Annotated in this window: 13 protein-coding genes; 6 read left to right on the plus strand and 7 right to left on the minus strand. The window is 67.5% G+C overall.

Going from position 1 to position 13,343, the window contains the following annotated elements:
- Positions 1-57 precede the first annotated feature (57 nt).
- Positions 58-945 carry a DMT family transporter gene (locus HWX08_RS01385; protein ID WP_174922813.1) on the plus strand — a complete coding sequence of 296 codons (888 nt, stop codon included), beginning with the start codon at positions 58-60 and terminating at the stop codon, positions 943-945.
- Between the two features lie 108 nt (positions 946-1,053).
- On the opposite strand, the gene lysA is transcribed toward HWX08_RS01385, so the two are convergent.
- Entirely contained in the window at positions 1,054-2,292 is a 1,239-nt protein-coding gene (gene lysA, locus HWX08_RS01390; RefSeq protein ID WP_174922812.1) for a diaminopimelate decarboxylase, read from the minus strand.
- A gap of 109 nt (positions 2,293-2,401) precedes the next feature.
- Between lysA and HWX08_RS01395 the strand changes: the two genes are divergently transcribed.
- Positions 2,402-3,316 carry a LysR family transcriptional regulator gene (locus tag HWX08_RS01395; protein WP_107311109.1) on the plus strand — a complete coding sequence of 305 codons (915 nt, stop codon included), beginning with the start codon at positions 2,402-2,404 and terminating at the stop codon, positions 3,314-3,316.
- Between the two features lie 55 nt (positions 3,317-3,371).
- Positions 3,372-3,992, plus strand: a complete 621-nt coding sequence (locus HWX08_RS01400; protein ID WP_174922811.1) for a GNAT family N-acetyltransferase — start codon at positions 3,372-3,374, stop codon at positions 3,990-3,992.
- A 94-nt stretch (positions 3,993-4,086) separates the two neighbouring features.
- Here the strand turns inward: HWX08_RS01400 and HWX08_RS01405 are convergent, their stop codons facing one another.
- Together HWX08_RS01405 and HWX08_RS01410 are read right to left on the minus strand one after the other, a co-directional pair.
- Positions 4,087-4,665 (minus strand): DUF4142 domain-containing protein, encoded by a 579-nt coding sequence (locus tag HWX08_RS01405; RefSeq protein WP_069260426.1) that lies wholly within the window; start codon positions 4,663-4,665, stop codon positions 4,087-4,089.
- Between the two features lie 431 nt (positions 4,666-5,096).
- Positions 5,097-5,720, minus strand: a complete 624-nt coding sequence (locus HWX08_RS01410; protein ID WP_174922810.1) for an HAD hydrolase-like protein — start codon at positions 5,718-5,720, stop codon at positions 5,097-5,099.
- Positions 5,721-6,113: 393 nt separating this feature from the next.
- Here HWX08_RS01410 and HWX08_RS01415 point away from each other — a divergent pair, with 393 nt between their 5' ends.
- Together HWX08_RS01415 and HWX08_RS01420 are read left to right on the plus strand one after the other, a co-directional pair.
- On the plus strand, positions 6,114-6,557 hold the full coding sequence (locus HWX08_RS01415) for a GNAT family N-acetyltransferase (protein ID WP_069260424.1): 444 nt from the start codon (positions 6,114-6,116) through the stop codon (positions 6,555-6,557).
- A gap of 58 nt (positions 6,558-6,615) precedes the next feature.
- Complete coding sequence (locus HWX08_RS01420) at positions 6,616-6,834, plus strand: DUF1653 domain-containing protein (protein ID WP_006480837.1); 219 nt, start codon at positions 6,616-6,618, stop codon at positions 6,832-6,834.
- 51 nt (positions 6,835-6,885) lie between these two features.
- Here the strand turns inward: HWX08_RS01420 and HWX08_RS01425 are convergent, their stop codons facing one another.
- The 4 genes from HWX08_RS01425 to HWX08_RS01440 form a co-directional block, all read right to left on the minus strand.
- Positions 6,886-8,097, minus strand: a complete 1,212-nt coding sequence (locus tag HWX08_RS01425; protein ID WP_174922809.1) for a winged helix-turn-helix domain-containing protein — start codon at positions 8,095-8,097, stop codon at positions 6,886-6,888.
- Positions 8,098-8,433: 336 nt separating this feature from the next.
- A complete protein-coding gene (locus HWX08_RS01430) occupies positions 8,434-9,504 on the minus strand; it encodes a terpene synthase family protein (RefSeq protein WP_174922808.1) in 1,071 nt (356 codons plus the stop codon).
- A gap of 54 nt (positions 9,505-9,558) precedes the next feature.
- On the minus strand, positions 9,559-10,329 hold the full coding sequence (gene uppS, locus HWX08_RS01435) for a polyprenyl diphosphate synthase (protein WP_174922807.1): 771 nt from the start codon (positions 10,327-10,329) through the stop codon (positions 9,559-9,561).
- Positions 10,330-10,713: 384 nt separating this feature from the next.
- The gene (locus HWX08_RS01440) at positions 10,714-12,102 is read right to left on the minus strand and encodes an MFS transporter (RefSeq protein ID WP_069260420.1); all 1,389 of its coding nucleotides are present in this window, start codon (positions 12,100-12,102) and stop codon (positions 10,714-10,716) included.
- A gap of 547 nt (positions 12,103-12,649) precedes the next feature.
- On the opposite strand from HWX08_RS01440, the gene HWX08_RS01445 reads away from it, so the two are divergent.
- Positions 12,650-13,279 carry a TetR/AcrR family transcriptional regulator gene (locus HWX08_RS01445; protein ID WP_174922821.1) on the plus strand — a complete coding sequence of 210 codons (630 nt, stop codon included), beginning with the start codon at positions 12,650-12,652 and terminating at the stop codon, positions 13,277-13,279.
- Positions 13,280-13,343: the final 64 nt, after the last annotated feature.

The raw sequence follows: 13,343 nt of genomic DNA on the forward strand, positions 1-13,343 counted from the left end.
GCGCTTTTCACGGACGGCGGATCATCGGTCATCCACTTTCCCCGTTCAGGATTTCCCGTGCAAAAAACGACCGACGGATGGCTCAGCGGCCTGCTGGGCGTGATCATCTTCAGCGGCTCGCTGCCCGCGACGCGTGTCGCGGTGCAGGGGCTCGACCCGCTGTTCGTCACGTTCGCGCGCGCGACGATCGCCGGCGCGCTCGGCCTGCTGCTGCTCGTCGCGCTGAAGCAGCGCCGGCCGACGCGTGCCGAAGCCGTGTCGCTGGCCATCGTCGCGCTCGGCGTCGTGGTCGGTTTTCCATTGCTGACGGCGCTCGCGCTGAAGCACGTGACCTCCGCGCACGCGATCGTGTTCGTCGGGTTGCTGCCGCTCGCGACCGCGCTGTTCGGGGTGTGGCGCGGCGGCGAACGGCCGCGGCTGCCGTTCTGGATCTTCTCGATCGTCGGCAGCGGTGCGGTGGCCGCGTTTGCGCTGCGTAACGGCGGCCACGCGTCGGTGGTCGGCGATGCGCTGATGCTGGCCGCGATCGTCGCGTGCGGGCTCGGCTATGCGGAAGGCGCGCGCCTGTCGCGCGAGCTCGGCGGGTGGCAGGTGATTTCGTGGGCGCTCGTGCTATCGCTGCCGCTGATGCTGCCGCTCGCGTGGCTCACCCGGCCCGCGTCGTTCGACGGCGTCGATGCCGCCGCGCTGTGGGGGCTCGCGTACGTGTCGCTGTTCAGCATGCTGATCGGCTTCGTGTTCTGGTATCGCGGGCTCGCGCTCGGCGGGATCGCGGGCGTCGGCCAGTTGCAGTTGCTGCAGCCGTTCTTCGGCTTGCTGCTCGCAGCCGGGTTGTTGCACGAGGCCGTACCGTCGTCGATGGTCGTGGTGACGGTCGTCGTGGTCGGCTGCGTGGCGGGCGCGAAATACTTCTCGAAAATGACGCCCGTGCGGCGCGCGGGCTGACGCGCATGGCCGAACGGAGGGGGCGGGCGCTTCCCGTCGAAGGTTGACGCGCTCGCGCCCGGTCGTCCGGGGCACGCAGGCCGCGCGCCCCGTTGCTTCGTGCCGGCGTTACTCGAACGTTTCGAGCGCGAGCAATTCGTCGATCGTCTGCCGGCGGCGGATCAGACGCGGCACGCCGCGATCGACGAGCACTTCCGGCGCGAGCGGCCGGCTGTTGTAATTCGACGACATCGACGCGCCGTACGCGCCCGCGTCGTGCAGGAACAGCAGGTCGCCGATCTGCGGCTGCGCCAGCTTGCGGTGCGTGACGACACCGCCCGCATCCTGCGTGAACACGTCGCCCGATTCGCACAGCGGCCCCGCGATCGCGATGTCGACGAGCGGCCGGCCGGCCGGCAGCGCGCCATCCGGCGCATGCACCGACACCGCGTGGTAGCTGCCGTACATCGACGGGCGCATCAGGTCGTTGAAGCCCGCGTCGATCAGCACGAAATCGTGCTTCGGCCGGCGGTTGACGGCCTGCACTTCGGTGACGAGCGTGCCGGCTTCGGCGACGAGGAAACGGCCCGGTTCGATCTCGATGCGTACCGGGTGGCCGAGGTGCCGCTCGATCCGCTTGCGCGCGGCGTCCCACTGGCTGAAGTAGTGACCGACGTCGACACGCGGCTCGCCGTCGCGATACGGGATCGACAGGCCGCCGCCGGCCGAGATCGCGTCGATGTCATGGCCGAGCGACGTGACGAGATCGACCATCGCATCGCATACCTGCGACAGGTGGCCGTAGTCGACGCCCGAGCCGATATGCATATGGATGCCGACCAGCTTCAGCCCGTACCGGCGCACGATCTCGATCGCGCGCGGCACGTCGTCGATCCAGATGCCGTGCTTGCTCTGCGGGCCGCCGGTGTTGGTCTTGTTGCTGTGGCCGTGGCCGAACCCGGGGTTGACGCGCAGCCACACGCGGTGGCCGGGCGCGTGCTCGCCGATGCGCGCGAGCATGTCGAGCGAACCGGCGTTGACGGTCACGCCGTGCTTCAGCACGGCCGCGAGCGTCGGGCGGTCGATCAGGTCGGCCGTGAACACGACGCCCTCCGGCTCGCCTGCCGGACTGAACCCGGCCGCGAGGCTGCGCTCGATCTCGCCGAGCGACACCGCGTCGACGCACGCGCCTTCCTCGCGCATCAGCTTCAGGATATGGACGTTCGAGTTCGCCTTCTGCGCATAGCGGATCACGTCGAACTGGCGCAGTTGGGCGATGCGGTCGCGGATGACGTCGGCGTCGTACACCCACAGCGGGGTGCCGTATTGCTGCGCGAGCGTCGCGAGCTGGCGGGAATCGAGGGACATGGCGGATGAATCGGGACGAATGAACGGATAACGTGAATGATGCGCCGGATTGGCTATACAGTAAAATGCATGTTTATCGACATTCGATTCATATCTGATATAGCCGATCATGCTCACGCATCGTCATATCGAGGTTTTTCGCGCGCTGATGGTCACCGGCAGCACGACGCGCGCGGCCGAGATGCTCTATACGTCGCAACCGACGATCAGCCGCGAGCTCGCGCGCATGGAGCAGGTGGTCGGCTTTGCGTTGTTCGAGCGCGCGCACGGCCGGCTGCGGCCGACGATGGCGGCGCTCACGCTGTTCGACGACGTGCGGCTCGCGTATGTGGGGCTTGAACGCGTCGCGGCGACGGCCGCGCGCCTGCGCGAGTTTCGCGACGGTCAGCTGTCGGTGATCGCGCTGCCGGCGTTTTCGCACGCGATCCTGCCCGGCGCGTGCCGGCGTTTTCATGACGCGCACGCGGGCGTGAGCGTGTCGGTTGCGACGCAGGAATCGCCGGTGCTCGAAGAGTGGCTGACCGCGCAGCGTTACGACGTCGGACTGACCGAGCACGACGTCGCGCCGCCCGGCACTGTGCTCACGCCGCTGCTCGAAGTCGACGAAGTCTGCGTGCTGCCCGACGGCCATCCGCTGCTCGCGCAGGACGCGATCGATCTGCCGGATCTCGCCGACCGTCCGTTCGTGAGCCTGTCGTTGAACGATCCGTACCGCATCCTGATCGACGAGGCGTTCGCGCAACTCGGCGTCGCGCCGCGCTCGGTCGTCGAAACACCGTCGGCGGTGTCGGTGTGCGCGTTCGTGCGGCAAGGGCTCGGCGCCGCGATCGTCAATCCGCTGACCGCGCTCGATTTCGTCGGGCGCGGCCTGCACGTGCGGCCGCTCACGCGGTCGTTCCCGTACCGGGTCAGCGTGATCGTGCCCGAGCATCGGCCGAAGAGCCTGCTCGTCGATGCGTTTGCCGACGCGCTGCGCGGCGAGGCGAACGCGATTCGCCGGCGCCTGGCCACGCTGCTCGGCTGACGCGGCCGTATGATGGGCGTTTCACCGCCATCGCCGCCTTTTTCCGGAATTCCTCATGACCGACACTTCCGTTTCCCTCGAACCACCGATCCTCACCGGCGCATGCGTCGAACTGAGGCCGCTCGACCGAGCCGACCGGCAGGCGCTGCTGGATGCCGCCGCGGACGGCCAGCTGTGGAACCTGAAGGTCACGGTCGTGCCGGGCCCCGAGACGGTCGACGCCTATATCGACACCGCGTTGCAGGGCCGCGCCGCCGGCACCGTGATGCCGTTCGCGATCGTCGATCGCGCATCGGGCCGCGTGATCGGCAGCACGCGCTTCTGGAAGATCGATCGCCAGAACCGCAAGCTCGAGATCGGCCATACGTGGCTGAGCGAATCGGCGCAGCGCACGCGCGCGAATACCGACGCGAAACGGTTGCTGCTGGGTTATGCGTTCGACGTGCTGCAATGCGTGCGCGTGCAGTTCACGACCGACGAGCTGAACGAGAAATCGCGCGCGGCGATTTTGCGGCTCGGTGCGAAGCAGGAAGGCATCGTGCGGCACGAACGGATCATGCCGGATGGCCGCAAGCGCAATTCGGTGCGCTTCAGCATCATCGACGACGAATGGCCGGACGTGCGTGCGCGGCTGGACGCGAAGCTTGCGATGTCACGTGCAACGCGTGAAGTGTGACGTCTGACGCGCGTCGCGCCGCCGGAAGGGAGCGGCGACGCGACGGCAGGGAAAGCAGCGCGCCGCGCATCACGCGCGGCGCTGGGGCGGCGCGTTACTGCGCCGATGCGAGGTGGTGGCGTTCCGCGAGCTTCTGCGCGTCCGCATACTGCTTCTGCAGGATCGGCAGCGCCTGGCGGGCGACTTCCTTCAGCTTCGCGTCGCGGCCCGACGCGATTTCGGCCTGGAACGCCGAAATCGTCTTCTGCTGGCCGGCGAGCGCGACCTGTTCGATATACGCCTTGTCGAACTCGGCGCCGCGCAGGTTCTTGATGCTGTCCAGCACGGCCGTGTCGGGGTCGTTGGCCGGCACGTCGACGCCGCGCGGGCTGGCTGCGCGCATCGCCTGGATGATCTTTTGATCATCGGCCGACACGCGTTGCGCGAATGCCTTCACCTGGCTGTCCGACGTGCGCGAGTCGGCGATGCGTGCCGCGCCGTGCTGCGTCGACACCGTTTTCGTGCCGTCCGTGATGAAGGCCTGGTCGGCTTCGTGGATGCGCGTCGCGGCGGCGGCCGGCGCAGCCGGTGCGGCCGGTGCCGGTTGGGCGGTTTGCGCGGTCGCCGTCACGGCGACGAGAAGCAGGCCAGCGGCAGACAAGGCAAGGCGCGAGACTTGGGGAAAGCGGTTCATGGGACCTCCTTTCGATCGGGGCTCTGGTTGAAAACCGGATCGTTTGATCCGGTGCTGTGCGAGAGACCGGGCGCGCCCGGGCCGGATTCGACCGCCGCTCTGCCGCGGCGCCGGTCGAAGTGTTTCCCGGCCCGACCGATTCTAGGAGAGCGATCCGGTAGCAGGTGCAACGGTGCTGTGGTTTGTGTAACGGTTGGTAAGACGAATCGATGAGCGTGCGCGCCGACAGGTATTGCGTACATGCTGTGTGTGCGGCGGCGGCAATTTTTGCGTGCACGTGACGCGTGAAATGCACGGGGGTGTCATCTGGCGGCCATCGTGGTGTCGTGGGAGATCGTGCGTGGCGAGCGGCGGACCGAACCGGACGTGCGACGCGCACGAGGCGAACGAAGCACACGACGTGAACGATGCGCAGGACGCGCACGAATGCGTCATACGCGATCGAGCAGGGCGGCGAGACTCGGCAGCAACGGTGTCGCGCAATGCGCCTGCAACGCGTCGGGCGCGGTATAGCCCCACGCGACGCCCTGGAATGCGATGCGCGCGCGTCGTGCCGCGTCGGCATCGCGGATTTCGTCGCCGACGTACAGCGCTTCGTCGTGCCGCACGCCGGCCTCTTGAACGAGTGCGCGCAGACGACGTGCCTTGCCGAACAGCGGAATGCCGCACGCGAAATGTTCGACCCGGCTGCTCGCGTGCGGGCCGAGCCGGTCGCGCACGATCGCCTCGGTATTCGACGTGGCGATCGCGATGCGGATGCCGCGCGCGGCGAGCGCGTCGAACGTAGCGTCGACGCCGGGGAACAGCGCCACTTGCGCGACACGCGGCTGCATCAGGCGACGCATGTCGATCGTCACGCGCGGCACTTTCCACATCGGCACGTCGAGCGCGCGAATGATGTCGCGCGCCGACATGCCGCGCAGCGCCGGGCGCAGCTCGGGCGTCGCGTCGCGAAAGCCGTGCAGACGCGACGCTTCCGACAGCGCCGCGAGAAAGCTGTCGAGCGAATCGGCAAGTGTGCCGTCGAAGTCGAATGCGATGAGGCGGTAGGGCATGAAGCGGTGTGGCGGGTTGATCGGGCAGGGTGACATTGTCACCGAATCGCGTTCGGTCGCGTGCACGATCGGCTGCGCGTGCGGAGACGCGAGAGGGTCGAGCGCGCTCGCGCCGCCTCATCGGGACGATTGGCACCGATGTGCGGTTTGCTGAACAAGTCGGCCACCCCAGCCCGGTTGCACGCCACTTTCGCCCGCAAAGCGCATGTGCATCCGTCGGGCCGCAGCGACAGGCAGCATAAATGTCGACCGCCCGAGCCCGACTGCACGCCACTTTCGCCCGGAAGGCGCATGCGCATCCGTCGAGCCGCAGCGACATGCAGCACCGCTTGTCGCCCCACGCGCTGCGCGGTATTGTCGGCGTTTCGCATTCCCCTCGAACCGGAGACCGACGTGCCCGCTGCCGCCCCCGCCACGCTGAGATTTTCCACCGACAAGCGCGAACTCGACGTCGACGCGATCTTCGACTTCCTGCACCGCGACGCGTACTGGTCGCAGGGCATCCCGCGCGACGTGGTCGAGCGGGCGATCGCGGGCTCGCTGTGCTTCGGCGCGTACGTCGGCGACCGGCTCGTCGGCTTCGCGCGGCTCGTGACCGATCACGCGACGTTCGCGTACCTGTGCGACGTGTTCGTGCTGCCGGCCGACCGCGGCCACGGTTACGGCCGCGCGCTGATCGATTACGTGTTCGCGCAGGAGATGGTGCAGGGCCTGCGCCGCATCATGCTCGTGACGTCCGATGCGCATGCGCTGTACCGGCCGGTCGGCTTCGGGCCGGTGGAGAATCCCGAGCGGGTGATGGAGATCCGCCGCCCGGACATCTACGCGAAACGCTGACGCGCGGCGCAGCGCATACAATACGCACTTTCCGTTTTTTGCCGAAGAGAAGCCCGTCATGACCGAACAGGAAGCCGAACAGCTCGCGACGCATCGCCATTACAAGGGCGGTCTGTATCGCTATATCGGCGTTGCGCGCCATTCCGAAACCGAGGAATCGGTGGTCGTGTACGAACACCTGTGGCCGCATGCGCGCGGGCTGTGGGTGCGGCCGGAAGCGATGTTCAACGGCAATCTCGAAGACGGCACGCCGCGTTTTCGCAAGCTGCGCGATTGACGGGCGGCCGGCCCGCGCGGGCCGGCACCCTGCGCGTGAGCCGCGCGCGCGTTACGCGGCGGCCAGCGCCTTCTCCAGCTCGGGCGGCGCGTGCCGGACCGTGACGTCCGGCGTGCCGTGCCATGCAGCGAGCTTCTTCACCGCCTTCGCGACATCGGCCGCGACCCCGGTGCCGAATCGCACACCGGGCTCGACATGCACGGCCTTCAGTTCGAACGTGCCGAGCGTGCGATGCGCCTTCGCGTCGACGCGCCCGACCAGCCGGCCGCGATGCAGCACCGGCAGGCAGAAATAGCCGTAACGCCGCTTGTGCTCGGGCGTATAGCATTCGATCGTGTAATCGAAACCGAACAGCGTCGATGCACGCCGCCGGTCCCAGACGACCGGGTCGAACGGCGACAGCAGCGTCGTGACCGTCGAGCGCAGCGTATCGGCCTCGGCGGCCGGCAGCCACGCTTCGAGCGAGCGATGCACGTAGGCCGGCTCCTTCCAGCCGTCGATCGCCACCGGGATCAGGTCGCCCGCGTCCGCGAGCTGCTCGAGCTCCGCGCGGTACGAACGGCGCGGCAGCCGATAGTAATCGGCCACCCAGTCCGCGCGCACGACGCCGAGCGCGCGGCACGTGAGGTCGAGCAGCGCGGGCAGCACGGCTTCGCGCGGCGGCAGGTCGCGCGCGTCGTCCCAGTCGGGCAGCACGCGCTCGCGCACGTCGTAGACGCGCTGGAAATTGCGGCGTTCCGACACCATCAGGTCGCCCGTCGTGAACAGCACTTCCAGGTGACGCTTCTCGGGCTTGCGATCCCACCACCCGTTGCCTTTCACGCCATCGTCGCGGACGAAATCGGCCGAGCGCACGGGGCCTTCGTCGCGAATTCGCGCGAGCAGCCGCTCGATGGCGGGACGATGCTGTTCGTGCCACTCGGCCGCGTATTTCCAGCCCATTCCCGACGGATCGAGCATCTTGTAGCGCATCAGGCCGAACTGCTCGATCGGCAAAAAGCACGCCTCGTGCGACCAGTATTCGAACAGGCGCGCCTCCGCGAGATGTTCGTCGAGCCACTGCGGCGAGAAATCGCCGAGACGGCTGAACAGCACGAGATACGGGCTCCGCGCGACGACGTGGATCGTGTCGATCTGCAGTTGCGCCATCCGGCGGATCGTGTCGAGCACGTCGGATTTGGTCGCCTTGCGGCGGGGCGGCGTCAGCAGGCCCTGCGCGGCGAGATGCAGCGCGCGGGCGGCGGCGGGCGAGAGCGTAAGCATCGGAAGGGCGGCCGGGAGTGATGATCGGGAGCCACTTTAGCGCGAAAGCGGCGCACGCGCATGACGTGCCGCTGCAACGTGTCTGACAATGCTTGACAGATGCATTTCGCAAGTTTCCCTATAGTGCAGTCCATGGCGCGACGAAATGAGCGCGCAACGATTCCGCTTCCGACGCACATATGTCCATGGCACGCAGGAAGCGAATCCGGGATTCTCAACCCCCATCGGGAGACCCGGAGCCCTGAGCGGACATCCATGCGGTTGCGCACCGGCCCCGTGTGGATGTCCGCTGATTTTTTTGTTTTTTCCGGTTTCCCCTCTCCGTCACGCGGCCCTTCAGGCCGTGGTGCTCGTCTCCCCCGGCCGCAATGCGCGCGACAAGTCGTAATGTCGGGCCGCGCCGTAACGCGGCGAACCGAAATGCCAGTCGTAGTTGCCGCGAATATACGTGCGGGCTTCGTCAAGCAGCCGCAGCGACGTTCGGTCGGTGGTGCGCGCCCGCACCCGCGTTTCCAGATCCAGATATTGCGCCAGATACCCGTTGTGGATTCCGGCCGCCGCGTCGAGCGCGGCTTGCGGCGCGAGCCGGCGTTCGTGCATCAGGACGCACACGAGATTGCTGCTCGATTCGCCGGCTTCCTTCGGATACGAAAAGATGTCGTTGCACAGGCACAGGATCAGGCTGGACAGCTTGCGCAGGCGCTGAACCTCCTCGTCGGCGTAGAACGCGGCCGGTGCTTCGTAGCCCGCGGCGATATCGATCAGCGCAAACGCGCCTTCGCCGCATCCGTTGTACGTGCGGCCTGAGAGGTATTCGGCCTCGCCCGGCACGACGTCGGTCGCGTAACGGCCGGCTTCCCACAGCGTCGAAAACAGGAACGTCATCATGCCCGCCGTCCAGCGCGCGAATTGCGCGCGCGTGCACGTGGCCGCGATGCGTGCACACACGTCCTGCGTCGCCCGTTGCAGCGACGGCAGGAATGCAGCCAGGTGCGGCAGCCGCGCCGCCAGCGCAGTGCGCAGCGGCACCGGATCGTAGCCGGTCGGATCGGCCATCATCTCGTACAGCCACAGGTAGAGCGCCCCGAGATCGCCGGGCGCGCGCGCGGCGCCGTGCAGGCTGCACAGGCCGTCGTCGATCGCGAAGATCCAGCCGTATGCGCGGGTCGTCGTGCACAGGCCGTCGAAGGTCGCATGCGCATAGACGCGCGCGCAGTATTCGCCGACCTTGCCGTGGCGGATGCCGCTGGCCCAGCGCGGATCGTCGAGCAAGCCGTGGCCGTTCATCCACGCATGCAGATCGGCTTCGGCGCGACCGGCATCGGGATGCACGGGCGTTTCGAACGGGTGGAACAGATGCGGCAGCACCAGCGCGGGCGCGGCGGCAACGGTTTCGACGGTGGACATGGCGTATCTCGCGAAGGGCGGATGACAACGGGCGCAGTGAAGGTGCGCTCCGGCCTACTTGCCGAACCGGCGCGTGCGTTTGCCGTAGGCATCGATGGCCTGCTCGAAGTCGTTGCGTCCGAAATCGGGCCAGCACGTCGGCGTGAAATAGAACTCCGAGAAAGCGGTTTGCCAGAGCATGAAATTCGACAGGCGCTGCTCGCCGGACGTGCGGATCACGAGGTCCGGTTCGGGCTGGCCGGCCGTGTAGAGCCGGCTCGCGATCAGCTCGGGGCTGAGCCGCGCGAGCAGCTGATCGACGGTGCCGACCGCGACATGCTCCTCGATCAACGACCGGATCGCACGCAGCAGGTCGAGGCGGCCGCTGTACGCGACCGCGATGTTCACGTCGAGCCCGCGCGAGCCGGCCGTGCGTCGTTGCGCGGCGTCGATGCGCCCGGCCGTGGCGGGCGGCAGTTTCGTCAGGTCGCCGATCACGCGCAGGCGCCAGCGGCCGCTGGCGGCGAGTTCGTCGAAGACGTCGGCGATCACCGCGAGCAGGCCGCGCAATTCGTCGGCGTCGCGGTCGAGGTTGTCGGTGGACAGCGGCCAGAGCGTCACGAACGGGATGCCGGCTTCCTCGCACCACGACAGCAGCGCGTGCACGTTGCGGCCGCCGGCCCGGTACCCTTCGGCGGGCGGCAGGCCGAGCCGGTCGGCCCAGCGCCGGTTGCCGTCGAGAATGACGGCCAGATGCGCGGGTAGCCGCCGCGGGGCGATGGCCGGCGCGACCGGCGAATCGACGGCGAACGGGTTCGGCGCACGCAAAATCAGCTCTTGAGTCATGGCGACTCCTTCGACGCATGAAAGCGGTCGAAACTTGAAGCAGCAGATGGGATTGTTACCGCAACTGTCCGAATGCCGGCGTGGGGATGACGTTCGCGCGGATGCGGGCCGCTCATTATTGGTCGATATATTCGGGATTTTCAAGTGATCCGCGTGCGCGAATCGCAATGCCCCCGGGGCGCAAGGCCGGGCGGGCATTGCGCCGGACAAGGCGGAAGCCCCGTACGGTTCCGTTCAGGCGATTTTCGGTTCGACGTGATTTTCAGGTCGCTATTGCGGCCGGCGCTTTTTATTCATTTCGCTTTATTGAATAAAGCGGGAATTGAAAAATTAAAACGCAACGCAATTCGCCGGCGGCGAAAACGATTCCGCCGCACGGGCCGTTTATTGCCGCTTGCCACGCGCGACTTCGTCGCCGGCGCCGGGCGGCAGCCGGCGCGTGATCGGAATCGATGCGAACGAGCACAGCCCGACCACGACGAACGCGGGCCAGAAATCCGACCACACCATCTTCTGATGACCCTGCAGCCAGTGCGAAATATGCAGCACGAGGCCGGCCACCGTCACGCCGAGGCCGAGCGACATCTGCTGCACGACGCTGCCGAGGCTCGTCGCGCGGCCCGCATCGCGCGGCGAGATGTCCGCGTAGATCATCGAGTTCAGGCTCGTGAACTGCAGCGCGGGGAAGATGCCGCCGACGAGCACGATCAGCCAGATCGCCCAGGTCGCCATGCCGGGATGGAACACGCCGTACGCGGCGATCGCGAGCCCCGCGAAGGCCGCGTTGTAGATCAGCACCGTGCGGAAGCCGAAGCGGCGCAGCGTATGGGTGGCCGTCGAGCGGCTCATCGCGCCGCCGAACGCGGACGCGCAGGTGATCAGCCCCGAATGGAACGCGCTCATGCCGAGACCTTCCTGCAGCGCGAGCGGCAGCAGGAACGGCACCGCGCCGAGGCCGATGCGGAACAGCGACCCGCCGACGACGCTCGCGTGATACGTCGGAATCTTGAGGAAACTGAGGTCGAGCACCGGGCGCTCCTTGCGGCGCGCGTACGGCACGTAGAGCGCGAGCATCGCGGTGCCGGCCACGCACATGAGGATCGCGTTCGAGCGCGACGTGAGCGAGCCGTCGATCAGCGTGAGGCCCATCAGCAGCAGCGCGGCGCCGCTGGCCGACAGCAGGAAGCCGAACCAGTCGAGCGGGCCCGGATCGGGCTCGCGCGTGTTCGCGATGTGCTTGCTCGCGAGATAGATCCCGTAGATGCCGATCGGCACGTTGATGAAGAAGATCATCCGCCAGTGCAGGTAGGTCGTGATGAAGCCGCCGACGAGCGGCCCGACCGTCGGCCCGAACAGCGCGGGAATCGCGAGGTAGTTCATCGCGCGCACGAGATCCGAGCGCGGCACCGCGCGGAAGATGATGATGCGCCCGACGGGCACCATCATCGCGCCGCCGACGCCCTGGATGAAGCGCGCGAACGTGAGCACGCCGAGGGAATTGGACGCCGCGCACATCAGCGAGCCGACGACGAAGATGCCGATCGCGGTGCGGAATACGGAGCGGGCGCTGAAGCGGTCGGCGAGCCAGCCGCAGATCGGGATGAACACGCCGAGCCCGACCACGTAGGCCGTGATCGCGATGTTCAACGTGACGGGGCTGTGCCCGAAGTCCCTCGCCATCGCCGGGAGGGCGGTGACGATGATGTTCGCGTCGACGCTTTCCATGAACAACGCACAGGCAACGATGAGCGGTGCTAGAAAGACGGGCGACATGGGCTGGGCACGCGGTAAAGGCGCCATTATGCCCACAATGTGACCGTTGAGTCACGTACGACAACAGTTGTTCCGCATGTTGCAACAGTCGTCTTTTCGAGCGGGCGGGGTGGAAAGAACGACTGCGCGAACGGGCGCACGCGCAGCATGGACTCGGCTGACAGGCTGCGCGGTCTCGACGGTCGGCAGGATCTTCGCGATGTCGAAGCGGCGATCGCCGGAATGCGTCTCGTGCAGTGCCGCGACGGCGAGTTCACGCGCGTGGCGATCCTGCGCGACCCGGACTCGCGAGCCGGTCGTCCACGCCGAGTCGGGTGGGGTTTCGTTGCAGCGCAGCGAGTCGCGTGTGCCGTCAGTTTCGAGAGAGAGCGGTGCAATGTGTTCGTGCAGTAACCATAGAGGCTTCGCGATTCGGCGCACGTGCCGGAGAACAGGAACACGATGGGCCGCGTCACGGTTCACCATCGCACACGGACCTTTTTGACAGCGCGAAAGGGCGTTTCTAGAATATGAGCGTTTGCTCATATTCGAAGCTCGCATGCCCACCATGTCCGAATCGTCTTCGCGCACGCCGCTGTCGCCCCGCAAGGCACCGCGCCAGCGCCGTTCGGTCGCTACCGTCGACGCGATCGTCGAGGCCGCTGCCCGCGTGCTGGAGCGCGACGGCTTCGACGGCTACACGACCAACGCGGTCGCGGCACTGGCCGGCGTGAGCATCGGCTCGCTCTATCAATACTTCCCGAATCGCGATGCGCTGACGGCCGCGCTCGTCGAGCGCGAGAGCGCGCATCTGCTCGACGACGTCGATCGCGCGGCCGCGCTGTCGTGCTGCGACGACGTCCTGCGCGCGCTGGTGCGCGGAGCCGTGGCGCACCAGATGCGCCGGCCGGCGCTCGCGCGGCTGATCGATTTCGAGGAAGCGCGGCTGACGCTCGACGCGCGCGACGCACGGGTCGCGGACCGCATCCACGCCGTGTTGCTGCATGCGCTCGGTCTGCGCGACGCGCCGCACGTCGCGGCGCCCGACGTCGTCGCACGCGATCTGCTCGCGATCGTGAAGGGGATCGTCGATGCGGCGGGCGCGCGCGGCGAGACCGATGACGCTGCACTCGAAGCGCGCGCTTGGCGCGCGGTGCGCGGCTATCTGCGCGAGTCGCGCGAATCGAAACTTGCTTGACATGCGGGTTTCGTGCGACAGTCGGACCCACTCGCACCACTACATGACGCGTATCGATCGACGG

It is taken from the genome of Burkholderia metallica, from assembly GCF_902832845.1.
In the GTDB taxonomy this organism is placed as follows: Bacteria; Pseudomonadota; Gammaproteobacteria; order Burkholderiales; family Burkholderiaceae; genus Burkholderia; species Burkholderia metallica.